Source organism: Novosphingobium sp. BF6, from assembly GCF_058273105.1.
The window spans coordinates 32,497-57,571 of record NZ_CM177776.1; the positions used below are offsets into that span (position 1 = coordinate 32,497).

Consider the following 25,075-nt stretch of genomic DNA (forward strand, 5'->3'; position numbering starts at 1 on the left):
AATCAGAAAAACTATTACTTTCTGACCATTAAAATCATTTAATTAACACCATTCCAGGAACAACTCGATGAAGGAAGAGCTTCTTAAGATCATCGCAGAATATCTGGACACATCTCCTGATGAACTCCAGGACACCAAAACCCTGATCGACTTGCAGATAGACTCTCTGGACTTCGTCGAGATCATGTTCGAGATCGAGGAAAAATTCGATGTATCGATCATGTTCGAAATGCAGGAACACAAGAACGAACTTGGCAATCTAGGTGATGTCCTGCGCCTTCTGGAGCGCGAAATTCTGAAGAACCGCACGGTGCAGCCGGCCTCCGGGGAATGAATGGCCGTCCGAGCCGGGTTTTCGTAACCGGCATGGGTGTCCTGTCTGCCTATGGCTCGGGCAGGGAAGCATTCGAGAAGGGACTCTTCTCGGCTCGCTCGGGCATTCGCCGCATAGAGGGTATCGATACCGATGCGTTGAACTGCCATTACGGAGCCCAGATTGACGGCTTTTCCGGCGACGACCTGATCCGCAAATCGGAACGCCAGTTCCATGATCGCGTCAGCCTCATGGCTATGGCGGCAGCCGATGAGGCACTCCGTCATGCCGGCCTGGACTACCGGGAAATTGCGGCCGTGACAGGGGCCATGATGGGCTCCGCATTCGGCCCGGGAGAAGCTATACAGGATTCGGTTCTGAGGATTGCACGCAAGGAGCGGCTGCGCCCCACTTCTATCGTCAAGATGATGCTGAACGCGCCCGCCGCCGCGCTCTGTTTGCGATATGGCCTCCAAGGTGCCTCTGCGGCCCATACCGCAGCCTGCGCCGCTTCCGCCCATGCCATAGCCCAGGGAACTCGCGCGGTAAGGGACGGCGACATGGAAATCTGCCTTGTCGGCGGCGCGGAAGCTTTTCCGTCCTCGGCGCTGTTTGCAGCCTGGGACGCCTTGTCCGTCATGACTCCGGAAACCGACGTGACTCATGGCGTGATGCGTCCCTTCTGTCAGGATCGGAAGGGTTTCGTGATCGGTGAAGGCGCCGCCGTTCTCGTGCTTGAAAACGAGGAGCGCGCCCTCGCTCGTGGCGCTCCCATTCTGGCGGAAATATGCGGATCGGGCGTCGTGTCGGATACGCCGACACTGACCCGGCCGAGCCTTCGCGGCATGACGGGTGCCATGCGGGCTGCCATAAAGGATGCAGGCATCGTTGCGGCGGATGTCGCGCATATCAACACCCACGGCACGGCTACCGAACTGAACGATGCTCTCGAACGCGATGCGATTGAAGACCTGTTCGGGGAAACCGATGGCATCGTGGCGATCACCGCCTCCAAGGCGGCCATTGGCCACTGCATGGGCGCCGCAAGTGCGCTGGAAGCGGCGGCAACCATATTGGCGCTCCAACGACAGGAAACACCATGGCCCGTTCAGTTCGGCACCGATACTTCGGCCGAACGCGGCCCGGATCGCGGCAAGCCGTCCGCGATGCGGGCGCAGTATGCCCTGTCGAATTCATTCGCATTCGGCGGGCATTATGCTTCTATCGTCTTCAAGCGAATTGATGACGCGCCGTAATTTCCGACAATACCCCTTCTATCCGGGCTGCCATCAGGCTGGGCGCCAGATTATCCAGCGGAACCGAATCGATACCCACTGCCCGGCAAATATCCAGAGCCTCCAACATGAGGAGCAGTCTGGAAAGCTGAGGACCATCCCTGTCGGCGCCTCCCGGCATCATCCGCGAGCGGTGCAGGATGCGCAGGTGGCCACGAAGCGCCATAAGCTCCCCGGTCTCGCGTATCAGGAAAGTGCGAGCGTTCGCGTCGATTTCCTCAGGGCTTTCGCAAAGCTTCTCCAAAGCGGTCAGAAGATGGAGTGCAGGATTTTTAGGCCCTTCACCGCAGCCGAGAATCTCCCGTTCGAGCAGATCGGCGGCTTCACCTTCCCCCTCCTGCATCGCCATCACAATGGCCCTAGATTCTGTGTAGCACGATCGCAGCGCCAGAACGGCATTCGCAACGTCTGCTTCGGCATGACCATCCGCCAGAAGGCGATGCGGAAGCACCTCTGCGTCGGGAGGCATGGACATATCCGTACCCAGAACCAATAACGCGCAAACCGACGGGGGCAATCCCCGCGTCTGGCCCAGACTGACTAGGCAACGATGCACATTCTCTCCTGCAACACGATGATGCCGATCCAATTCCGACAGATCCTGCTTTTGCAGCAAGTCTCGGTAAAATGCCTCAAACCTGCGCCCTGCCGCACGAACGGCTTGCTCAAGCATGGTGCCGTGCACAGGCATAGCCAGAAGATCGATACAGCCTTCCAGCAAGCGAGCCAGCTCTCCGGTCCTTGCCCGGTCGAGCGCCAGGGAACGCGCTTCGATCCGCCCCGCACCGCGAGCGGACTGAATGGCCCTCCATCTGAGAGCACCGAGACGCCCGTCCTTCGCAGCAGCCTTGGCAAGCCATAGCGAAGCACGGCCCATCGCATGGGTAATCTCCTGCGGAAAGCCGTCACCCTGCAGAAGCGCCATCAACCTGGCGTAGGAGATCAAGAGCGGCTGTTGCTTCGCCAGCACGACCGCATCGGGAGTAGATGCGGGCAAAAGGGCATCCGGCCTGCCCTCGCTGGAGGGATGCAGCCAGAGGCCCTCGACGAGACAAGACCGCATGCCGCCAGCGTCGGTCACGCAGATCGAACCATCCACGAACGCTATCGCAAGACGGCTCGGATCGAAATGACCGCAGTTAAGTTCCAGTTCGGCTGGAGCGCCGTCGTGGGGATCGGTGCCTGCAAAAAGAACCAGGCAGTTCTCTGGCGGCAACACAACGCGAGCCGGTTTTCGAACATCAAGCGAGAGGACGAGCGGCGGCAGCATCGCATCCGCCACCTTGCAAAGCGCCTCCTCGCCGACAAGTCCGGCGCTGCCGAGGAAATTTTCCACGGAATGGCAGGTTCGCTTCCGCCACCCCGTCGAGCGGATTCCAGAGAATCGTCGATTGAGACCCGCCCTCATGATCCGAGCCCAGGCATCGGCACGATAGTCCTCCAGGTAGAGCGCCTGGCTTGCGAAACTGGCACCGATGATGCTGGATGCAGGAAGCATGTCGAGTACAGCAGAATACCCAGCGGACGACATCGCCTTCGGCGCCAGAAGAGCAGATAGGGTGCCGGATTGTCCGCTCTTCCAGATTTCGTGCCGACAGACTTGCTCCGCTTGCGCGCCTTCGTCTGCGGACAGGATCGGGCTGGCACGCCACACCCAGGGTTCGCGGGCAAGGTGATCCATACCTTGCGCGAGAATAGTCCTGGTCTGCCCGACCGATCCGAAAACCTCGCGCAACGACCCAAGGAGATCTGCATTGACTTCGAAGACCTGAAAAAGAAGACCGCCGCAAGTGATCGAGCGAACGACGTGTGTTCCCATTTCGGCGAAATAGTCGACATATCTTTGCGCTTGCCGCGCTGTGACATCCCCGTGAAACTCGCTGCCGCAACGACGCATGTCCACCCGGAGGCGCGCCATCGCAGCGCGGCCTTCGGGCGTAAGCCATTCCTGGATCCGGGTCTTGCGGTTCGCTCCCTGCCACTCCGGCGTATAGTAACCGGTCGCGCGCGGCCCGGCGATACGGAGCAGGAGATGTGCCGGAGCCGGACGAACGGTGAGGTCCATACAGAGGCGCTGCTCCAGATTCCGTAGCGAAAACGGAGTCATCGGCCCCCCCGCCTTGACCTGTACCGGACCATCCAGCCCGGGCATAGGCGTTACGCTGTAGTCGAAGATATGGCTTAGAAGATCGCCCACGTCCTCGTGGAGAGACAAGGCGGGTTGCCCCCAACTGGCACAATCGCTCGGCAGGTGGAAGAGTTCCGTACGGGTCGGCCGCCCTGGCACCGCTTTCCAGGGAAGCTCCGTGGACGGGAAGGCCGCCTTCAGGCCCGCCCACAAATCGAGTGCATCACCCAGTTGAACGGCAGCATACTCCCCGGCTCCGTCTCTTTCGCTCATTTCGGTTGAAACGTCCCGACAATCAGCAAGTCGGTTGGAACCTGAACGACGCCCATGGCGATGAGGCTGGCAGGGAACAGGACACTTCGGAGTGCAAAGTAGCTCACCGGCGTGAACGATATGCCTGACATGGCCGTCTGGAATTCACCGGTCAGGATCGATTGCAACTGACTGTTGATGGTACCGGAAGCGCCCCCCGTGACGTTGATCGATGGAGGCTGCGGCGTGATCCCGATGGTCTGCCCTTCACCCGACCCCGAAAGAGAGACGGGATTGTTGGCCGAAACCGTGATCGTGTTTCCAACGTTTCCGCTTGGGGTGATGGATTGATAGAGATAAAATCCATTCGTTGCAGTGCCGGTATACGTTCCTCCAAGGTATAGCGAATAAGTAACCGTCGTTCTATCGCAGCAGCTTCCGTAGCTGAAAGAGCCTGAAAAATGCATTTCCGGCGAGATGAATGCGCAGTACCCTTGGGTTCCGCTTTGAGCCTGTGGGTAAAGTTGAAACGATTTGCCCGCACTGTTAAAGCCCGCACACAGGATATCGCTGAAAACGATCCGGGAGTTGATCATGAGGGTGCAGGTATATCCATCCGCAGTCGGTATCGGCTCAAGGATGATCGGCACCCCTTGGGAAGGGGTTCCATCGGTCGTAATCAGTATCTGAACGATTATGTTACCCGAATTGGTCTGAAACACATGGAACTGGAACGAGGTCGGTGTCAGAGAGGTGATCGAACTTCCGTCCGAATAATCCAGCGAGGCAAGCTCATATCTCACGCCATGCGTTGCGAACCAGCTGAGCAGCTGGTCTGCCATCTGTCCGGGAGATACGCCGTGAAGCATCAAGTTGTTCAGTGTAAAAGCGCCGTTCGCAAAATCCAGGACAAGAGTATGGGTTGTCGGATCGATCAGGCCGACGACGGAAGTAAGTTGAACTTGAGCAGAAATGGACGGGTGCGCAGAAAGATCAACATTCTCCAGCGGTCCCCATGTTACCTTGGGATCGTTAGCCACGCAGCCGCAGGCAGCGGGCACGAAATCAGGCCCCACCGCCATCGTGCCGGAGCGCGTGATCCCCGCGACGATGTTCTGGGTCACGTCGACAGTGTTCGAACCACCCGTGAATACAAAGTCGGGCGCCCCCAAGGTGAACGAATATTGCGTTACCACGCAATATCTTCCATGAGGACTATCGAGAGGCGGTCCACAGAACACCTGACTGATCACCATCTGCCCAGTGCCTGACGTCAATTCTGCAAATTGGGATTGGAAGAAGGTATTGATCGCACTTTCCAGGACGTTAAGCACGGCGTCCCAACCGTTGAGCACCTCTTTGTCCTGAGCCATCTGGCCAAGCAGATAAGCGAGTGTCGGGCTATCGGCCATATGCGTATCCCTCATAGCAACTTGGGCGTTTACCCCCGTAGGGCCAGACTTCCCGCAACCAACAATTCACCCGGCAGCGCGACAAGCGCCAAAGCCGGCCGATGTCCGGACAGAACAAGATCGCGAAGCAGAAAATCACTGATCGCCGTCATGCGCACCTGAGTCATGTCGGTCTTGATGTCTTCGGTCAAAAAACGCTCAAGCTGGGGCTGTACGATCGCCTCGTAAAAGCCATCGGCGGTGACCGACTGACTGCCTTGATCCACACCAATGGTCTGATCTGCACCCGAGCCATCTATGCCCAACGGAAAATCTGCGGCGAGCTTGAGCTGCAACTGAATGGTCGAGGCTGGGTCTGTGAACGTGAAGAGTTTCAATTCTCCGCTCTCCGACCCGCCGAAGCCCATGTAAAGACGCGCATGGTCCGTAACATAGACCTCTCCGTTCTGGTTGCCGAAAACCCCTTCAAAAGTCATGGGCTCATGAACAAATGCCGACCAGTGACCCCGGTCGTCTTCCGGAGGTACGGCCGCCAGCTTTATCGCTCCACGCCCGAGATTGTACGCATTGGCAAGCACCGTCATCGCCGCTTGCGAACTGACAAGAAGGCTGAAATCCTGGCCGTCCGGATGCACCACTCCACGGACAGACGAAGAAGCGACGACACCCGGCAAACTGCTCGTCAGGATTTGCAACACTTCTTTGCCCGTAGTCGACGTAACGATGCGAACGGCAACGGTCGCGACGCTCAGCGAGCCTGCCTCGGCTTCACTTCCCGTTGTCCACGATGCGATACGGAATGTCTGCTTGTGCGCAGCCAGCCAGCGAACCAAAGTCTGCGTCGATGCTTGGCTGGAAAATGCCTCGCTTCCGCTGCCTGATAAAGTCAGGGTAGCTGTTGCGAGATTCAGTCCGATCGATATGCTTGCCTGATCTTCTGCCGTCGACACCTCGAACCCGGCAGTCCCCTCAAGCCGAAGTGGATTCTGTGGCGTTATAGGAGTCACGACGGAAGGAATCGCACCACGAACTGCGCCAAGCCCTCCTGCCTCCCTGACGTGCGCGACTTCGTCGGCGGACAGGCTTGCGAACTGAAGAGAACCGCTTTCGATCTTGAACCCAAGATGCATCGTCTGACTGTCCACGTTCAGACCGATAACAGGCGTTGGCAACTCGGTTTGCACTTCCACAACTTCGTACCGCCCCTCTACGTCGGCGGGCGCTATCCAGAACAACGAGTGGTCCGCTTGAACATCCCGTGATGTATTCCAATCGCTCAGGATCAGAGCTTCCACGGCGGGCCCGGACAAAGTGAGCGCTGCATCCCAGCCCTCGGGAAGTGCAGGCGCAGCGTGAAGTTGGGCCAGAAGAGCCCTTGTGTCGGAGGAAACTTGCTTGATCATCGCGGTCTCCGAAAAGGTTTGTCATGAGACGGTCGGGCACCGGATCGTCTGCAGGGCGCTGGCCTGACCGCGATCATGCGCATACCGGCCTCATGACGTTCCGTAACCGGGCAGCAGAAGCGTGACGTTCTGCGGATTGCCGGTCGTATCGGGTTGATAGACTGCCGCGATCAGCGGAGGGGTCACGGTGCCCTTCTCAATGTCGATCGTATAATCGACCGGATTACCCAATGATGGGTCGATCGGACCATAAGTAAACATGAATTTTGCCGGTCGATTTGTCATGGTGGCACTGTTTACCGCAGTCCCGCTTTTGAAACTCGTCGATCCAAAAGCCCCCATCGCACCGGCAGAAGCGGGAATGGTCACGGTATAACTCGAACTCTTCTGCCTTACCTGTGCGAGGAAACTCCCGACGACGAGCGCCGCGGACGGAACTTTGGCCGTGCTCATCGAAATGAGCTGGTTGGCGGGAAACAGAAGGCTCTCCAGTGCCATGACCGAAAGAGGCTTGAAGCTGATCTGCTGCATGTTCTGCTGCAACTGAGCCGGGACTGCATCCGACAGAGCCGACATCAATGCAATCTTGATATCGTTGTCATTACACTCGCAGGCACCGGTGGGTTTGAGATCACTGGACTTGTCGACGTTTACCTGTGGGTTCGTCGTCGAGAAACCGACTTCCTGATTGGTTCCCACATTGGTGACTTCAAGCGGATAGGTTCCCGCCATCGTCACATAGGCGGTAGCGGAAGCGTCCGACCATCCCGTCCAGTAATAATATCCAGGAGAATACCTAGAACCCGGCGCATAGACATATTGCCGATACTGGAAGTTCACTGTCGTTCCACCTGTCGGCGGATTGGAGGTCCCATTCGAATAGGACAAGGCAATGCCGTCTGTTTGCGTACGCGAGAATGTTAGGCCGGAGATATCCCATATGAGATTGTTAGACTGCTCCGAAATCCGGAACTGGGTTTTGGTACCGTTGACCTGATAGCTGTCCTTGAAAGGCACGGGTGCATTGACGGTCCCGGACGACATTGTCGCACTCCATGCCTGGAAGTCTTGACTGGGCGGAACCGCTGCAACGAAGAAGTTCGTGGAACCCCGGTTGAAACTGTCAACGAAGATGTTCTGGAACGTCACTTGCGGACTGATCATGAGCGAGACCATGAGATCGCTTGATCCCGCCACAGGTCCACCGGGATCGTAGGCCACTGGTTCCGTCAATGCGAGTGCCTGAAGGTTCTGAACTTTCCCGGTGGTCGCAATGAGGAGCTGAAGCACATTATTGCCGGCATTAGTGTTCATGGCATGCAGTACGAACTTGCTTGGTGTCAGTGCCGGATCGCTGGCAAGATTGGTCGTGTTGATCGTCTGCACGATGAACTTGATTTCATTCTGCGCGTAATAGTTTGCTATCGCGTCAGAGATCTGCGTCGCATTGGGCGCGGGATCCCAATTCGGCGGATTTACGTGAATGTTTCGCAACACGAAGGACCCGGTGGGAAAATCAAGCGTAACCGTAAGCGTTGCGCTGGCGTCACCCTGTCCGGCAGGCGGCTCGACAATGCCTTGAATCGTGGACAATTGCACGTTCGCAAAGACATAAGGAGATTTGCTGGTATCGACCACCGAGGGCGTGTTCCAAGTGATACCGAGTGTCAGAGTATGCACGCCGTTGCCAGCATCGGTCAGCACGATCGGCGCAGTTCCCGCTGGGTCCGCAGACAGCTTGATACGGGTTTCGCTGGCGGTGGTGGCCCAGCCGACGATGAAGTATTCATTCGTATTCTGCGACGGGTCTCCGGCCTGCAAGGGAGCCGGCAAATTGCCTGAACTTTTCAAGTAAATACTGCCGAGACCATTCCCCAATACGTCGGCTGCCGGTATCACCAGCTCGTTGGTCGCCAAATCAACCGTGAAATTCAGTGGCCCTGAGGGGAGATAGGCATTGCCGGGAATGAACGTGCTGGGCACGCTCGCGCTGCCGTTGACATCGACAGACCCTGACGTGACGGAACCACTCTCGATGAATTGCTGCACCGTTGCCTGGTCGGCACTGGCGACGAATTGCAGAAGCGGATTGGTCAGGTCGATATCCAGCTTGGTTACCTGGCTCGTCCAGAACGTCTGTCCATGGAAGGAAACCGGCGTCGGCGTTCCGAAATAGGAAGCCGAAATCGTCATCAGGCCACTGTCGCTGCCCGGATGCAGTGTCTTGAGATAGGCCTGGAATTGCTGGTTCAGGAAGGCATTTACAGGTTCGGAGATCATGCTGAAGGCTGCATCCCAGCCGTTCAGTACGTTCTGATTCTGATACATCTGGCCTTCTAGATAGGCCAGACTGGGCGTGGAATCCGGAACGGCCGCCTGTATCGTAGCTTCAAGGTCCGCCGCCATGGGCGAACTGCCGGCAAACAGCACCATAGGCTCGATCGGGTTCGCCTGCGCGGCGCGCATCAACGCCTGTCGCAACGACACGACCGGATCGTTGTAGATCGCCGTTACATAGAAATCGAGTTCGATATCGACGAAGAGATCGTCGAACTCGATATTGCGATTGGTACTCTTGGCCGGAAAGCAGATATTCCAGTCCGTGAACGGGGTGAGATGGGTAACACTATCGGCAAACGTTCCCACGCCTGTGCCGAATTCAGCTGCCCCCGTCGCCACATTGTACACGTAGGGACCGAACACCCGTTGCGTCGAGGCGAAAGTGCGTGTTCCCCTGTCCTGGTCGCGATCGAGAAACGGCTGGGCATTGGTGTCAAGTGCGATCTCGTAATTTCCCGAGGCCGTGGACTTGACGCCCGAAACCCTGGGAACGACCCTGTCGATCCGAACCATGACGTAGTTCTGAAAACCCGGCTCGGACAGATGTACGGATAGCCGCTTGAATCGACCGTTGATCAGTTCCTTATAAGGGATGGAGCCAATCTTCACCGTAACAGGGCCTGGAACGGATTGTGGCTGCGGATTGAGGTCCTGAATCGCATTGATGATGCTGGCGTCCTGCTGCGAGATGACCGCCAGCAACTGGTTAAGGGAAAAGGACGTAATCGGCACCGGTTCGCCGAAATATGTGAACTGCAATGCGCCGTTCTGCTGTACCAAGACTTTCGCGAGCGTGCTGAGAACCTGCTTGAGCTGAAACTGCAACTGCCCGGTCATGCCGATCAAATCGATCTTGGCCAGATCCGGCGGCACCGAGAGGTTGTTCAGGTGCAGCGCGTTGACGAGACCCGACATCTGCGCCTGCTGCTGGCCATTGATCGTCTTCAAACGCTGGGTATTCGCGATTTCGACCAGAAGTTGACTGGCCTGAGCCTGGGCACTGAGCAATGCCGACCCCACGATGGAGAGGTTTTTGACCGCGGCGATCAGGTTTGCCTTGTCCTGTTGCAGACTTCCGTTCTGAGGAACTCCCGCAAGAGCCGCCTCGACGTTGTTTGGAATCATCTGAATGTCTACGGCACTGGGCATTTCTAGAGTGCCGGCATCAGCCGCGGCTTGTATGGAACTGGCCAGTTCATTGATCTTCGCGACATCCTGAACTGTCTGCTCAATCACGCTCAGCTTGCTGATGACTTCCATGACGGACTGAAGCTTGTCGTAGACGTCCTCCAACGCCTCCAAGGCATCGAGCACGCCCTTTTCGGCGGCACCTGGAATGCCCGCAAACGCCACTCCCAGGCTGAACAGACCGGTGACGATCCCCATCACCGCCTGGAAAACCTCATCCTTCTCGTATTCGACATAGTCCTTTTCGAACTGCTGGATGATGCCCGGAGGCGATCCGAGATTGCTGATCAACGCCTGCTGATCGCTAAGCTGCTCCTGCAACCGAACAATATTCTTGAGCGTGGCCTGAAGCTGACCGTCGAGCTGATTGAGAATGCCCTGATAATACTGGTCCATCGCATTGCGGCCATTCGCAAGCGCTTGGAAATATTGCGTCAACACCCCGCCAATCGCGCGGACGTTATCGTTGACCGCTGCGATGGAGTTCATAACCTTGAAAGTTGAAACCGTCGTGATCAACTGCGCCTGATATTGGCCGATCTGACCGCTCAGCACTGTGGCCTGAGTGACCAGATCCCCCACGTACTTCGCATAGCTGTCATACGTGACATAAGGAACGAATACGGTGGAACTGCCGAAATCAGCGACGGAGTTCGCAAGGTAAAGAGCGCGCACGCGCGCGTTTGCGAGAACCGGATCCGTAGTATCCGCCGGAATGATGCGGGCGAGCCAGTTGAGGTACTCGACCTCCAAACCCCTGACTGTCTCCGCGGAAGGTCCCTGCGCCTGCAAGAGAGACTCGCCCGCGACCACCGAAAATTCCACGCTCTGGGAAAGGCCTTCCAGGACGCTTGCACCCGGTGGGTCGGTAAGAACGCCTGCCAATGCAACCGTGTAGCGGTTCGTAACAGGATCTGGCTCGCTCGAACTTTCCAGAAGGAATCCATCGAGCGCTGTCTTACGTACACCTTCATCCGCCATATCCTGGAAGATCATGGCACCATACATATCCTGACAGGCCACGGTCATCTGCTGAAGCGCCGTAGCGCTCATCTGCAGCACGGGCGTCTGCGACGACTGCGTCGTATCGATGACCTGAGCGATGAGCGTAATGGAATCTGACGGAAGCGAAATGGCTCCCCCATCGGGAATCGCAGTCGCCTGCAACACTTGTGCGAAGCAGGAAAAGCTTTGCATCTGGTAGGATTCGCCGATGATTTCGGCGCCCGACAGCTTGACCTGGGCAAGGTCGACCCGTTCCTGATAAATGTCGACAACGGGCGTCACGATACCGGACGCCCAGGAATCCGTCGCCTGCGGGAAGATTGCTGCCCAGTCATAGTCCAGGGGACGTCGCAGCGGGATGACCACGGCGTCACCGAACTTCTGCATGAGTCCGCCCGCAACCAACCGGTCCCAAGGCCCCTGGATCAACGAACTGGTCAGAAGCTGCGCCAAAGGAGTCAACTGGCAGCTGTAAGGCACCACTTGATCTAGAGGCGCGAGCAGCGAATAGTTCTTGGAGGCGGCGAAAATGCTCGGCGTGCCATCGGGGACATAACCGTCCGCCCACTTCCCGTCCGCTATTGCCGCTGCAAGAGCCGAATCACGGCCAATCGTCGTCAAGGCCCCATATCCTGCGGCAAAGCCCTGCCCCGCAACCGCCGGCGAAGTATAGATTACCCAACTGTTGGCCAGAACACCGGACACGGCCATTTTTCCATCGGCCTGCTTGGTTGCGGATAGCGCGAACTGGGATTGCAGATACTTGAATGCATCGTCGTCGTAGATGAACACCTGCAGAATTTTGTCGCCGTTAAAGACCTTGGTGACAAAATGAGTTCCGAATCGCCCGATGGCGGCGAGATATTCACGCGCATCCGCGAGCGTTATCTTGCTGTCGTAAAGCGGTGATCCGGTTTTCGGCGCCGCCGCCTTGGGAAGCGCGGCAAAGGCAGCGGCCGCCGCCGGTGTCAGGATGTCCTGAATCGCTCGCGAGGCATTCCCGTCGGTATAGTCCCCGGATGTCGTTGACACACAGCGCTCATATGTCACCAGCATGTATTTTTGCGGGTTACTGAAATCGATGCCTAGAAATTCACCGACTTCAGAAAGCGCAGCCAGTGCATCCGCGTCTCCAAGCGAAAGCGGGCCGGCTGGGATGTCGATGTTCTGTTGTACGTTGGCGAGCGACAGGACATCATAATCATAGAGCATCGAGACGAGCGACTGCGCGCTTTCATGAAGCGTAATGACCGGAGTACCCGACCAATACTGCAATTGCGACGGTGTGGTAATGGGATTTTGCGCTTGCAAGGGCTGTTCGACCGGCAGGAAGAAGGGCGATGCAATTGTGCCGGAAGGGTTCCACACAGGCCGATAGCCAAAGAGAAGATTTATCGATGTGCCAATACCGATCGAATTAACCACGATATTTTCTCCACAACGCAGCGCAAGATGAATCCTGAAATGGAAATTTTCGGATCACCGAGACGAGTTGAATTTGAATTGAACTTGATGAATCGAGTAATTCTCGAATTTCAATAATATTGCGCAAACTCGAGGCCGCCCCACCACCCTACAGAACGAGCCATGAAGTTTTTGCAGAATAACTGAAAATTCATTGGCAGCGCTTAAATTAAATTTCTGAAACAGCACATTTCAGTTAACAAATTTTCCGAATTCGCGTTTCACAAACGTTTTCTGCGCCACAAAACGACATATCGAACGCAAATCGTTTAGCATCAATATCTCTTCTTGGACAAGAATCGCCACCAATTAGGATCTTTCTCTTTTTCACTCAATTCCCATGAACTTTGCTCCGACATCCTTTTGATTTCTTGATGAGTATGCCACTGGAATTTCATAGATATTCTTGCCGATGCCCAGGACTCCGTTACCGATCGAATACCGGCTTCAAGCCGTTGATGGCCTCCATCCAGGCCTAAGGTCGCTCGCGACATACGCTCAACTAACACCCTTAAAAGATGACCGACGAGATGCATTTGGCCTCGGGATAATATTCCTCGAATCAAACCTGAACTCACGAAGTCATCAGTAAAATTAAAATTCTTAAACTCCACAAAATCATCCTTACCCGATAAAAATCTTGATCCAGACTACCATGCCACATCACTATGCCTTGCTCACAAGGCATCCCTCCGGGACAGGTTCATGATTGAGAGTGTCGATCGATTTCAGCCACGTGGGCTTTATGTTATCGCCGTCACCGAGGCATGGGAAAGATTCAGTTATTACGGGATGAGCGCCCTGGTCATGCTCTACATGGTCCAGTCCTTGTTCCAACCGGGCAGTATCGACTCTGTCTACGGACTGGGAACCTTGCGCGATGCGTTGGAGGCAATTTACGGGCCTCTCTCCAATCAGGCTCTAGCTTCCCAACTCTTCGGTTTTTACGCGGGCCTGGTGTATTTGACTCCACTGATCGGCGGGTTTCTGGCCGATCGCCTGATCGGAATACGCATGGCAGTCGTGGCGGGCCTGGTCCTGCTCGCATGCGGCCATCTCATGATGACTTTCGACGAGACCTTCCTGGTCGCACTGGGATGCCTCGTATGTGGGAGCGGACTGGTAAAGGGCAATCTCTCGGCCCAACTTGGAAAACTCTATCCCGACAGTGATCAAACCCGGCGGACACGCGGTTTTGCCTTGCTGGCAATGATGGTCAATCTTGGCGCGATGGGCGGTCCTCTGATTTGCGGGGCAGTTGCCGAAAGCTATGGCTGGCATGCCGCGTTTGGCATAGCCGCCGCTCTGATGGCGATTGGCCTGGCGACTTACCTCGGCGGAATGAGGACCCTTCCGCGTTATCTCGAACGGAAAAGCGTGCATCAACGCAATTCGCTCAGTCGAACCGACCGTGCTAGCGTCGTAATTCTGATTGCCGTAATGATCGTCGCCTTGTTTCAAGCAATCGTTTACAGTCAACTCTTCAATGTGGGCATCGTGTGGATCGAAGATCACGTGGAACGCCATACCAGCTTGGGTTCCATTCCTACGCCCTGGTTCAATTCCATAGACGCGCTTGCAAGCGTCCTGTCGGCGCCGCTTCTTATACTGCTGTGGCGCATCCAGGCTTCTCGCGCAAAGGAGCCGGACTTCTTGCACAAGATTGCCATCGGAGCCGCGCTGACTCTGCTGCAAGTCCTCTTACTGGCATTGGCATCCAGCCTTGCCGGCCCCGATAAAGTCAATGCGTTCGTCGTTGTTCTGGTACTTGTCGGCGCCGGAATAGCCTTCAATTACCACTGGCCCCCGCTTATCGCATTGCTATCGATAGCAGCGCCGCCGGCAGTGAATGCGATGATGATCAACAGCGCATTCCTGATATTCTTTGTCGGAAATGTCGTGGCCGGCCAGTTGGGAATACTTTACGAACCACTCGGCCCTGCGGCCTTCTGGATGTTGCATGCCGCCGTTGCAGCAACCGGTCTGATCATGACCCTGACATTACGAGAGATCGTTCTGCGAAGGCGATGGCCCGTGCTATGCCCGTCGGGCAACGATCAACCCGTGCATCGGCGTTAACGCGGCCCGCCGTTCGAGAACGAAGCCCGAGCCATCGAGCCAGTCCTCGTAATCCTGCCAGCGCCTTACCATCCCTTCCCCGGAGGCAATGGCATGAAAGTACAGCGACGCCGCCGTGCAGGCGAATGGCGCCTTGCCGCTGTCATCCCGCACCATGTTGATCAAGTAGATTCTACCTTCAGGTCGAAGGGCCTGCGCTGCCGACTTCAGCAAGCCCCGACAGCGCTCCTCGCTCCAGATTTCCAGGAAATGCGCCATCACAAGATGATCACATCCGGGCAGATCGGCACTAAACACATCTCCTGCCGCCAGGGTCACGCGATCGGCCTGGCCTGACGACAAAAGCTTGCCACGGGCCTCTTCGACGACTCTCGGCAAATCCATGACCGTGACGTTCAAATCAGCCCACCGGTCAACAAGCGCGATCGCGAGTTCACATCCCCCACCCGCTACATCAAGCAGGTCTCCGCCCGCCGACAGATCGATCTCTCGCAGCAGGCGCTGCGTGACATGCCGGGTAACCGTGCCCATCATCCCTACGAACGCCGCCGCAGCGGCAGGATTGCTGTCAAGTCGGGCATAGAGCGTATCGCCCTCTCCTTTCAGGAATTCGGCTCCGGCGTTGCGATTTTCAAGCAATGCCTCATATAGTCTGCTCGCACCAGGGTAGGTGACCTCGTCTGCGAACCTTACCAGCGGCAGTTGGTCGAAAGGCGCCCCCGGAACCAAAGCAAGTGCCGCTATCTCGCTTGACCGATAACGTCCCGCTTCCTGAACCAGCAAGCCCAATGCTTCGCATCCCGTCAGGAGCATGACCAGCGGTTGGGGAGCCATTCCCAACATCTGGGCAATATCGGACGCACTTGCCGGTTTGCGCAGCAGGGTAAAAAGGTCGAGCTTTACGGCCGCATTCAACAACTGGAACCGGTAATGGGAGTCGATGAGATCCTGCAGGCCTTCAAAGTCGAGAGTACGGCGCCAAGCCTGTGTACCTTTCATAACGCAACCTCTTTCGCGCCCTCCAGGCGCTCCGCCTGAAGACCGCGGGCGCGGCAGGCGTCGACCAACGCCTGAGAAGCAATGATGGGGTTGGATTCGGCAGTATATCGCGTAGCCATGATGTGATTGAGCCACGGTTCCATGCCCATGGCGTAGACATAGATCTCTTCGGGGCCGAATATCTCGACGAGTTCGGCGCCTTCCCTGAAATCACATCCTGCAAGGCGGCGGGTCTGATCGTGCTCCCTGGCCGGCGGCGCCGCAAACAGCGGTCCGTATATCCAGCTCATGGGCGCTCCGTCGCATTCCATGCCGAGAAACAGGACGTCCACCCGCCCGACGGCGTCGCGCACGGCCCGGAAGAGCTCAGGCGACAGGTTCTTGCAGTCCGAAGCGAACATGAAATCGCGGTTCCCCAGCCGGACATGCCATGTCGTCTTGCACTGGATGGCCAGATCACCATGTTCGCCCAGGAACGGTGTTGCCGTTATCGTGCTGCCTTTACTCTCTACCTTGTCGAACTCCCCAAGTTCGATAACGTTTGCAAAGCCCATGCTTTCCAATGCCAGACGCAGCGAGGGGTCCATCAGCATCCCCCCGCCCGCTCTCGGCACGCAGATCGTACCGATCCTGCTTCGCAGCCGTAGAAGAGTCTCGATCAGCACATGATCCTGATGGTTGTGTGTCAGCAGGACGTAGTCGATCCGTTCCGGCAGATCGTTGTAACTGAAACCCGGGCCGCCACCTTCTCCGCTCGTTCGGATCGCGGGATCCAGCAGGACCGTGCATTCGGGCGTTTCCAGCAGGACGCAGGCATGCCCGAAATAGCGCCAGCGCGATGCCCTTGATGGAGGCGCTACTGGCGGTGCATCCGTGACAAACGGCAGCAGGCGCGCCTGCATCGTATCCGACATCCCGAGTGCCTCTCCTAGTTCCTCCAGCGGACGAGAACTGAGCAACATGTCGAACAGCATGTCGACGCCGGGATGATCGAACGGCACATGCAGCATTGCCTCTTCATCATCGGCCAGTCGCGGCGTGCTCATCATGAAAGGCCGAATTCCGTTGCCGCGACCGAGGAACAGGCTTTGAGAAGAGCGCTCCGCCCGGTGGGCCCGGTACAACAGCGGCTCTATCAGTCGGAAGCCAGGCTCATTCCCCGGACCATAGGTAAGTTCGACAAGACCTTTCAACGCGTCGGGCACCTGCTCATAAAGAGCAGCCATGGGGCCTCCGCGCGCCTGCCGCCTGAGCAAGGCATCAAGGTCCGCAAGCGCTTCGCTGAGCCGCAGAGATGCACGGCGCCGCGAGGCGGTTTCCTTCATCAAGGCCCCGACTTCCGCGCTTCGGTCGACACCGTAATCCATGAACGGGCCGCCCTTCATCTTGGGATTGCGCGCAGCCATTTCATGCATCTTCGGGGCATCCATGTAAGATGCCATGATCTTCAAATGCCGTTCGGTTATGGTGCGAGCCGCGGTGGCCGGCGAGATCAGATGCGGCCAGGCATACCAGCGATCCACCAGAGGTTCGACAATAACGTCCTGCCGCAAGAAAACGCGTTCGCTTCGCCCCACTGGAAATCTCCGCGAGCCTCGCCCCACCGCTACGGAAGGCCGAGTCAGATCAACCCCATGCCGATCGCGCGTATTAGATGAGACCTACTCGAATCAGTCAACGCGTTTAACCGAGAAAAACAGTAACTTTGGATCTATCTATTCAGAACAACGTTCAATCACCTATGGACATGGCAATCGCTATGGAAGATGATGAGCAAGTAATCGATCCGATGCTGACGGTCATGCCGGTAGCGATGCGCTGGCCGTATCGCGTGCTGGACAATTTTGTGGGGGTTCAACCGTGATCCAGCTTCACGCGAAAGACGTTCCTTGCATCGACATGCCGGACATCGGCGCGCTCTCGACCTGCGACACGGTTACGTCTGCGGCTGCCCAGATGGACGCGGCCTGCCGCGAATTCGGGTATTTCAAATTGGCAAACCACCGCATCGATCCGGAACGGGCGCTTGCAGTCATTGCCGAATCCCGATCATTCTTCACCCGCCCGGCGTTGGAGAAAGAAGTCTTTCGTGCCGATATTCGGACACAGTTTCTCGGATACCGCAGCCTCGGCGCGGAGAAAAGCCTGTTTCACGGCGGTGCGGAAGCCTGTGAACAATACCGGATTGGAAACTGCCATGATCCGGAAAAGGGCGCAGATCGGATCGACCGATCCTTCTTTCACGCCCCCTTCACCCGCAGCCTATCGTTCTTTCATGAAATGAACGCCTTGGCCGATCGGCTCATGGCATTGGCTGCAATTGGCAATAATCAGGAACCTGAAATCTTTGCCCCCTATTTTGCGGCTCCGATGCACAGGCTCGGCCTGAATTACTATGAACCCGGATCCGGCAAACGAATTGGCAACCGGGTCGGATATGGCATGTCGCCCCATGTCGATCGCGCCGTCTTCACGCTTGTGATTCAGGACGAACGCGGGCTGGAGGTATTGTCCCCCCACGGCGAATGGATCAGCGTTCCCGCAGGGCCGGGAAAGGTCTTCGGCTTCATCGGCGATTACTTCCAGCGATGGACCAACGGCGGATTTCGGGCAGTTCAGCACAGAGTGGGCGAAGTGGCGAAAGATCGCATTTCGATTCAGTACAAGCACAAACCTTCGCACGCTACGCTCGTCAGTCCGCTCGCCCCTTTCACGATCGATCGTAACGAACCGGCGAGATACAAACCTTTCGACACAGGGCCGCAGTATGAACGTCTACTGGCCTCGCTCCTGTCCTAGAGCGTTTTTCAGGTCGGCAGATACGCCACAGTCTAACGGTATAGACGAGTCCAGAACCAGGAAAAAACTACGTGCCTGCCTCCGACAGCTTCTTCTCGGCACTATCGGCAGCGCTTCCGCAGATCATACAACGGTTCGGCACTCCCTTTCACATTTACGACGAAGCTGGAATTCTCGATACGGGACGACAGCTCAATGCGGCTTTTGCAGACTTGCCGGACTTCAGAGAGTTTTATGCGGTCAAGGCCCTGCCCAACTTGCGTATCCTCGACATACTCCGGCGCAAGCTTGGCTTCGGATTCGATTGCAGTTCGCTTGCCGAGCTGCAGATGGCCAGGATGATCGGCGCGAGCGGAAGCGACATCTTCTTTTCTTCCAACAACACCTCGCAGGAAGAGTATCTGGCTGCGCTGGGATGTGGGGGAGCCATACTGAATCTTGATGATCTCAGCTTCGTAGACAAAGTTCCCGCGTTCCCGGACCTGATTTCAATCCGGTTCAATCCCGGAACCTGCGAAGCAGCAAGCAGTGTTATCGGCAAGCCTCAGGAAGCGAAGTTCGGCCTCCGTACCGATCAGCTTGTTCCAGCCTTCCTTCGCGCCCGCGAACGCGGTGCGACCAGATTTGGCCTTCACACCATGCTGCTGACGAACGCGCGAGACTGGCAACACATGTACGGCATCGTCGAAATGATGCTGCAATCCGCAGCTTCGGTATCCCAACGCCTCGGTGCCCCGCTGGAGTTCGTGAATATCGGCGGCGGTATCGGAATTCCTTATCGCCCAGGTGAATCGCGCTTCGATCTCGATACATTCGCAGCGCGGACTTCCGCGGCCTTTCACGAGTTCAAGGCGCGTCAGGGCTGGTGGCCCAGGCTTCATATGGAATGTGGCCGCGCCATCACCGGACCGCACGGGGTCATGGTCGCCCAAGTCATCAACCGCATGTCGAAGTATCGCGAATTCGTCGGGGTTGATGCCAGCATGAGCGCACTGATGCGACCGGGAATGTATCCGCATGCCTACAACCACGTAACCGTGCTCGGTCCGGATGGCCGGGAGAAGACGGGCCAGGGCATTACTGTCGATGTCGTCGGTTCGCTTTGCGAGAACAACGACAAGTTCGCGGAGCAGATCGATCTTCCAGAAACGTCGGAGGGCGATTATCTCCTGTTTCACGATACCGGCGCTCATGGGCACGCCATGGGATTTCAATACAACGGCCGCCTGCGTCCTCAGGAACTTCTACTGCGCACCAACGGTGAAATCGAATGCATTCGCAGGGCAGAGACGATTGAAGATTATCTGGCGACCCAGACGATGCCTTGCGCCAGGCGTTTTGTCGCAGCAAGTGATCGCTGAGTTTGGCGATAAAGGCCTCTGCTCCGCCGGAGCCCAGCATATGCCGGGCAAGGCAGCCTGGCTGGTGCGTGGACACCGCACAAATGGCGAGCGCAAGTAATCCGCAGCCCCCCCGATCAACGCTCTCACAGGCGCGAGAAGAACCGGGGCCGGGTCAATTCAAGGGTCGATCCGGAAGCCGACTTCACCGCCATGCCCTGATGGCCTACACCTTCTTGCAATCCCGCTCGCTGCGGATGCCGCCTTACCGGACCGCCCTACCCATTTCCGCCAAAGTAGTGCTAGTTATTAAGCCGCTTGCTTCCCAAGGATCATGTCAGCAGCCTTTTCGGCAATCATGATCGCGGGAGCAGCCGTATTCCCCCGGACAATGTCCGGCATGACCGAGCAGTCGACCACACGGAGTCCTTCGGTGCCGCGGACGCGCAACTTGGGATCGACGACTCCCATGGGGCCATGGCCCATGGCGCAGGTCCCTACCGGATGCGCACCGCTCATGACAGTTGCGCGCAGCCAGCCATCGATAGCCTCGTCGCTTTCCGCGCTCGCTCCAGGTGCGAGTTCACCGGAGATGAAATCGCTGACAGGCGCCGTGTTGAAAAACTCGCGCATGAAGCGGAACGACTGCCTGAGCCGTACACGATCGCCCTCTGCTTCAAGGAAATTGAGCAGAACCTTCGGAACCTCATTCGGAATAGGCGATGCCAGGGAGACCCGCCCGCGACTTTCCGGGTTGAGCAGGATCGCGCCGGCCGAAATCATGTGCCCTGCCCCGCCGCGGATCAGAGGGAACCAGGGCCTTGCCTCATAAGAGACATGGCTCACCTGAAACTGGATATCAGGGCGCTCCTGTTCAGCCCCCGAACGCATGAACGCCTGTACCGTCAAAGGACTTTGAGCCGGAGTGCCCCGACCGGTCAGTCCCCATTTCAGGACGTTCCACGTCAGTCGATCCAGTCGCAATTCATTTTCGAACGTAACGGGCTTGGAGGCACCCCAGAACGTCAGCCCGATAGGGTGGTCCTGCAGGTTTTCGCCAACCCCGGGAAGATCGACGATCGTCTCGATCCCGTGATCGGCCAGATGTTCGGCCCGTCCGATCCCCGACAACATGAGCAGGTGGGGTGAGTTGAAGGCACCCGCGCAGAGAATCACTTCACGCCTTGCCCGCAAAACCTTGCGCATGCCGCACTGTTCATATTCAACGCCTACCGCCTTTCGACCTTCGAATACGACGCGCCGCACAAGTGTTTTCGATTTCACCTCCAGGTTGCGACGTCGGCGTACCGGATCGATGTAGGCTCGCGAAGTTGAGTGACGCACTCCCTTGCGCACCATCACATCGGGAAGGCCGAAGCCCTCGGGCGCCGCCACGTTGAAATCAGGCGACGGAGAATAGCCCAACCGTCCCGCAGTCTCCAGAAAAGCCGGGAAGAGTTCTTCATGTGGGATCATCGGCGAAACCGAGATAGGCCCCTCGCCTCCATGAATGGCCGATGCGCCGCGCCAGTTGCTTTCCGATTTGCGGAAGTACGGCAGCACATCATCGTAACCCCAGCCTTGAAGGCCTTGGTCGCGCCAGGCATCGTAGTCCGCTGCGGCTCCCCGAATATACATCAGTCCATTGATGGATCCGCAGCCCCCCATCACCTTCCCGCGTGGAAGTGCCTGCACGCGGCCATCCATGTGAGGTTCCGGCTCGCTCATTACGCCCCAGCCGAAACGCGGAATGCCGAGCGTCTGCATCCACGCAAAAGGCATCGAGATCATCGGATGTTTGTCCGAGCCACCAGCTTCGAACAGCACTACCTGCGATTGCCCGTCCTCGCTCAGGCGAGCGGCCAGAACGCAACCGGCGCTGCCTGCACCGACAACGATAAAATCGACTTCATCCATGGCTTGCAGTCCTGCCAAATTCTTCAATGTTCGAGATAGGCGGCGAGGCCGGCGAGGCGCTGGGATCCCATGGTCGCCTCTTCGGCAAAAGCGCGCGCGCGCGTCGGCAAGACAGCGAGATAATAGTCAGCCGCCGCGGCCATGCGCTTCCCGACAGGATCGCTTCCGGACAGCCTTGCAATTCGGGCGGCAATCCAACCGTATGCAACCGACCGGCACAGTTCGAGAAAGGCAAAAGCACCTGCTTCACCTTCGCGCGGCATGCTGGCGAGATCGCAAAGCACATCTGAAGCGGCATTGAGGCTGCCGATGGCATCGACAAGAGCACTGCAATCCCGGCTGTCATCGGCTATTGCCGTCACGAATGCCTCGATCCCGGCCCGGTTGTCCCTCCAAACCCGGCGATGCAGAATGTCGAGCGCCTGCATCCCTGTCGTGCCTTCGAAGACTGAGAAGACCCGCGCATCACGCAGGTAACGCTCGACCGGCCACTCGCAGGTATAACCGGCCCCACCGAGCACCTGGACGGCGGCACTGGAGACATCGAACGCTGCGCGCGCCGCCCCATCCTTCACGAGCGGCAACAGGAATTGGGCCAGATCGGTCCAGCGGCCTGCCTCTTCCGGATCTCCGCACCGCGCCCCGAGATCGAGCGCGTTCGCGGCCGCAAAATTCAAACCTCGGCCCAGTTCGACAACCGCCGCCATTTCGAGAAGCTGACGCTGCACGTCGGTATGTTCGACTATCGCGACCGGAGGCCTATCGGCAGGCCCACCCTGCTTTCGATCCTGGGCGTAGCCGAGTGCGGTCGCGAAGGCTGCGGATGCCACTCCCATGCCCTGAGGACCGCAATTCAGCCGCATCAGCAACATCATCTGAAACAGGGTCTGCAAGCCGCGACCTTCGTCTCCGAGCAGCACGGCCTCCGCTTCCTCAAAGCCGATCTGGCAAGTCGGCGAGCAATGCAGTCCCAGCTTTTCTTCGACACGGCGGAGATGAACGGCATTGGCGCTGCCGTCTTCGCGCGTAGACGGCACGAGAAAGAGGCCAAGTCCCCGCACGCCCACGCCATCCGTGCTCCGCGCCAATGTCAGGTGACCGATCCGGGATGTCAGATCATGGTCGCCGTACGAAATCCAGCACTTCTCACCGGTAACTTGCCAGCCACGCTCAGTGCACTGTGCATGGGTCCGAATCCGCCCGACATCGGAACCCGCGTCCGGTTCCGAAATGCAGATGGTAGCCGACCATTCCCCAGAAAGGAGGCGCGGAACCCATTCGTCGATAACGCTTTGCGACGCGCATGAAGTCAGGAGGCTTGCTGCTGTGCGTGTCGATGTCGCCAGCATGCAGAATGGTGCGCTGGCCCGGTTGAAAAGCTCTTCGCAAGCCGTGAGCAACGCGAGTGACAGCCCTTGGCCGTAGGGTTCCGGCGCGACCATCGACAGCCACCCCATATCGCAGAAGGCCCGCCAGGCCTCGATTTGCGTGACGCTGGTCGTTGCGCGGCCATCGACGACGGTGACCCCAAGCCGGTCCAGCATAGCGGCAACCGGTTCAAGCGAACCCTCCGTGAATTGAGCCGCCTGGTCGATCACGCTGGCTTCAATTTCGGGATCGACAGCCTCGGGGGCGATTTGGGCGAGGCGATCACGAAACGGCATGATCGCCAGATGTCGCGCCAATGCGTCGGCATGCTGGGCATAATTCATCGGCTCAGGCCTTCGCGATGCTGACTACGTGGGTTTCGACGAATTCACGCAGCCCATCGTCTCCCTGTTCCCGTCCGATGCCGGACTGCTTGACCCCGCCGAATGCCACGTCGAAGCGAAGATCCAGGTGCTTGTTCACCCACACCGTGCCGGTCCGGATGCGCATGGCCACTTCGACGGCGCGTTCGACATCCTTGCCCCAGACGGTGCCGGCAAGGCCGAATTCGCTGTCATTCGCCCGCTCGATGACCTCCTCGATGTCATCATAGGCAAGGACGGGGATAACCGGCCCGAACTGTTCTTCCTGAACCAGGCGCGCATTGTCGGGCAGATCGCGCACCACGGTGGGCGCGATGAAAAAGCCCGGTCGGTTCAGTCGTTGCCCGCCGGCAACAATCCTCCCGATCCGCCGCGAGTCTTCGATAAGATCCATGACCTTGTCGAATTGCATTTGGTTCTGGATCGGCCCGATTGCCGTTGCAGGATCGTGCCCGTCTCCCACGACAGCGCTGTTTGCAAGGTTGGCGAGCGCATCGCAAAGGGCATCGTACTTTGCCCTCGGCGCATAAATGCGTTTGGCGGCCATGCAGACCTGACCGGCATTGAATGTAGCGGCATTGAAGATCTGGGGGGCGACCTCGTCAATATCGACGTCGTCGAGCAAAATCGCGGCATCATTTCCGCCGAGTTCGAGCGTCAGGCGTTTGAGCGACGAGGCGGCACTGTGCATGACCTTCTTTCCGGTCGCCGTCGAACCTGTAAATGTCACTTTGGCCACGTCCGGATGGGCCGAAAGCAAGCCGCCCAGGTCATTCGCATCGACGATGACGTTGAGGACGCCTGCAGGCAGGGTCGCGGCTGCTACTTCCCCGACAAGCAGCGACGAAAGCGGAGTGGTCGGCGCCGGTTTGGCCACAACCGTGTTTCCCGTGGCCAGCGCCGCAGCCAGCTTCACGGAAAGCAGAATGAGCGGGAAATTCCACGGCGTAATTGCCGCCACTACGCCGATCGGGCGGTAATGCTCGATGACCTGGCTCGTCGGCTCATCCACGACAACCCGGGGAAGCATTTCCTGGGCCGAGAAGTACCGGAATGCTGCTACAGATGCCCCAACCTCGAACCGTGCCTGGCCCAGCGGCTTGCCCTGCTCGTCGGTCAGCAGTTGGGCAATCTCCTCGCCCCGCTCTTCAATGCCGTCGGCAAGTGCGTTGAGATAGACAGCTCGCTCCGTCCAGTTCAAGGCAGCCCAGGCGGGAAACGCGTTTCGGGCAGCCGCGACGGCGCGCTGCAGATCGTGTTCCTCGGCGCGACCGCATGTCGCAAAAGCCTCGCCGGTCGCTGGATTGATCACATCGAGCGACGCCGAGCCGTCGACCAGTTCACCGTCGATAAGCATCTGATACATCACTATCTCTCCCAGATTTTATTT

General features: G+C 57.8%; 15 protein-coding genes. 6 read left to right on the forward strand and 9 right to left on the reverse strand.

The annotated features are described in order from the left end of the window. The first annotated feature begins 67 nt into the window (after positions 1-67). Positions 68-334, forward strand: a complete 267-nt coding sequence (locus AC4D6D_RS15715; RefSeq protein ID WP_491328016.1) for an acyl carrier protein — start codon at positions 68-70, stop codon at positions 332-334. After that, positions 331-1,569 carry a beta-ketoacyl-[acyl-carrier-protein] synthase family protein gene (locus tag AC4D6D_RS15720; RefSeq protein ID WP_491328017.1) on the forward strand — a complete coding sequence of 413 codons (1,239 nt, stop codon included), beginning with the start codon at positions 331-333 and terminating at the stop codon, positions 1,567-1,569. Before AC4D6D_RS15715 ends, AC4D6D_RS15720 begins: the two co-directional genes overlap by 4 nt. Here AC4D6D_RS15720 and AC4D6D_RS15725 read toward each other — a convergent pair. From AC4D6D_RS15725 to AC4D6D_RS15740, 4 genes are all read right to left on the reverse strand, one after another. Next, a complete protein-coding gene (locus AC4D6D_RS15725) occupies positions 1,544-4,009 on the reverse strand; it encodes a hypothetical protein (RefSeq protein WP_491328018.1) in 2,466 nt (821 codons plus the stop codon). The genes AC4D6D_RS15720 and AC4D6D_RS15725 overlap by 26 nt on opposite strands. Further along, entirely contained in the window at positions 4,006-5,400 is a 1,395-nt protein-coding gene (locus AC4D6D_RS15730; protein ID WP_491328019.1) for a hypothetical protein, read from the reverse strand. Before AC4D6D_RS15730 ends, AC4D6D_RS15725 begins: the two co-directional genes overlap by 4 nt. Positions 5,401-5,429: 29 nt before the next feature. Next, positions 5,430-6,803, reverse strand: coding sequence for a hypothetical protein (locus AC4D6D_RS15735; protein WP_491328020.1), 1,374 nt, complete (start codon positions 6,801-6,803; stop codon positions 5,430-5,432). Positions 6,804-6,893: 90 nt separating this feature from the next. Further along, positions 6,894-12,761, reverse strand: coding sequence for a hypothetical protein (locus tag AC4D6D_RS15740; RefSeq protein ID WP_491328021.1), 5,868 nt, complete (start codon positions 12,759-12,761; stop codon positions 6,894-6,896). A gap of 744 nt (positions 12,762-13,505) precedes the next feature. Here AC4D6D_RS15740 and AC4D6D_RS15745 point away from each other — a divergent pair. Then, positions 13,506-14,879: a peptide MFS transporter gene (locus AC4D6D_RS15745; protein ID WP_491328022.1), complete on the forward strand. Its 1,374-nt coding sequence runs from the start codon at positions 13,506-13,508 to the stop codon at positions 14,877-14,879. On the opposite strand, the gene AC4D6D_RS15750 is transcribed toward AC4D6D_RS15745, so the two are convergent. Then, entirely contained in the window at positions 14,838-15,878 is a 1,041-nt protein-coding gene (locus tag AC4D6D_RS15750) for a methyltransferase (protein WP_491328023.1), read from the reverse strand. The two genes, AC4D6D_RS15745 and AC4D6D_RS15750, sit on opposite strands and share 42 nt — an antisense overlap. Next, entirely contained in the window at positions 15,875-17,431 is a 1,557-nt protein-coding gene (locus AC4D6D_RS15755) for an MBL fold metallo-hydrolase (RefSeq protein ID WP_491328024.1), read from the reverse strand. The genes AC4D6D_RS15750 and AC4D6D_RS15755 overlap by 4 nt, the downstream gene beginning before the upstream one ends. 188 nt (positions 17,432-17,619) lie before the next feature. Here AC4D6D_RS15755 and AC4D6D_RS15760 point away from each other — a divergent pair, with 188 nt between their 5' ends. From AC4D6D_RS15760 to AC4D6D_RS15770, 3 genes are all read left to right on the forward strand, one after another. Further along, positions 17,620-17,742 (forward strand): hypothetical protein, encoded by a 123-nt coding sequence (locus AC4D6D_RS15760; protein WP_491328025.1) that lies wholly within the window; start codon positions 17,620-17,622, stop codon positions 17,740-17,742. Next, complete coding sequence (locus AC4D6D_RS15765) at positions 17,739-18,677, forward strand: 2OG-Fe(II) oxygenase family protein (RefSeq protein WP_491328026.1); 939 nt, start codon at positions 17,739-17,741, stop codon at positions 18,675-18,677. Before AC4D6D_RS15760 ends, AC4D6D_RS15765 begins: the two co-directional genes overlap by 4 nt. A 71-nt stretch (positions 18,678-18,748) precedes the next feature. Then, positions 18,749-20,038: a diaminopimelate decarboxylase family protein gene (locus AC4D6D_RS15770; RefSeq protein ID WP_491328027.1), complete on the forward strand. Its 1,290-nt coding sequence runs from the start codon at positions 18,749-18,751 to the stop codon at positions 20,036-20,038. 288 nt (positions 20,039-20,326) lie between these two features. Here AC4D6D_RS15770 and AC4D6D_RS15775 read toward each other — a convergent pair whose 3' ends face one another. The 3 genes from AC4D6D_RS15775 to AC4D6D_RS15785 are packed head-to-tail and all read right to left on the reverse strand — an operon-like array spanning position 20,327 to position 25,051. Beyond that, positions 20,327-21,934 carry a GMC family oxidoreductase gene (locus tag AC4D6D_RS15775; protein ID WP_491328028.1) on the reverse strand — a complete coding sequence of 536 codons (1,608 nt, stop codon included), beginning with the start codon at positions 21,932-21,934 and terminating at the stop codon, positions 20,327-20,329. Between the two features lie 23 nt (positions 21,935-21,957). Beyond that, positions 21,958-23,646 carry an acyl-CoA dehydrogenase family protein gene (locus AC4D6D_RS15780; RefSeq protein ID WP_491328029.1) on the reverse strand — a complete coding sequence of 563 codons (1,689 nt, stop codon included), beginning with the start codon at positions 23,644-23,646 and terminating at the stop codon, positions 21,958-21,960. A gap of 4 nt (positions 23,647-23,650) precedes the next feature. Further along, the gene (locus AC4D6D_RS15785) at positions 23,651-25,051 is read right to left on the reverse strand and encodes an aldehyde dehydrogenase family protein (RefSeq protein WP_491328030.1); all 1,401 of its coding nucleotides are present in this window, start codon (positions 25,049-25,051) and stop codon (positions 23,651-23,653) included. Positions 25,052-25,075 lie beyond the last annotated feature (24 nt).

Coding starts and splice junctions, on each gene's coding strand:
- AC4D6D_RS15725 (WP_491328018.1), bottom strand. CDS start 4,009: ATGAGCGAAAGAGACGGAGCCGGGGAGTATGCTGCCGTTCAACTGGGT.
- AC4D6D_RS15780 (WP_491328029.1), bottom strand. CDS start 23,646: ATGAATTATGCCCAGCATGCCGACGCATTGGCGCGACATCTGGCGATC.
- AC4D6D_RS15735 (WP_491328020.1), bottom strand. CDS start 6,803: ATGATCAAGCAAGTTTCCTCCGACACAAGGGCTCTTCTGGCCCAACTT.
- AC4D6D_RS15750 (WP_491328023.1), bottom strand. CDS start 15,878: ATGAAAGGTACACAGGCTTGGCGCCGTACTCTCGACTTTGAAGGCCTG.
- AC4D6D_RS15785 (WP_491328030.1), bottom strand. CDS start 25,051: ATGTATCAGATGCTTATCGACGGTGAACTGGTCGACGGCTCGGCGTCG.
- AC4D6D_RS15730 (WP_491328019.1), bottom strand. CDS start 5,400: ATGGCCGATAGCCCGACACTCGCTTATCTGCTTGGCCAGATGGCTCAG.
- AC4D6D_RS15775 (WP_491328028.1), bottom strand. CDS start 21,934: ATGGATGAAGTCGATTTTATCGTTGTCGGTGCAGGCAGCGCCGGTTGC.
- AC4D6D_RS15715 (WP_491328016.1), top strand. CDS start 68: ATGAAGGAAGAGCTTCTTAAGATCATCGCAGAATATCTGGACACATCT.
- AC4D6D_RS15760 (WP_491328025.1), top strand. CDS start 17,620: ATGGACATGGCAATCGCTATGGAAGATGATGAGCAAGTAATCGATCCG.
- AC4D6D_RS15745 (WP_491328022.1), top strand. CDS start 13,506: ATGATTGAGAGTGTCGATCGATTTCAGCCACGTGGGCTTTATGTTATC.
- AC4D6D_RS15720 (WP_491328017.1), top strand. CDS start 331: ATGAATGGCCGTCCGAGCCGGGTTTTCGTAACCGGCATGGGTGTCCTG.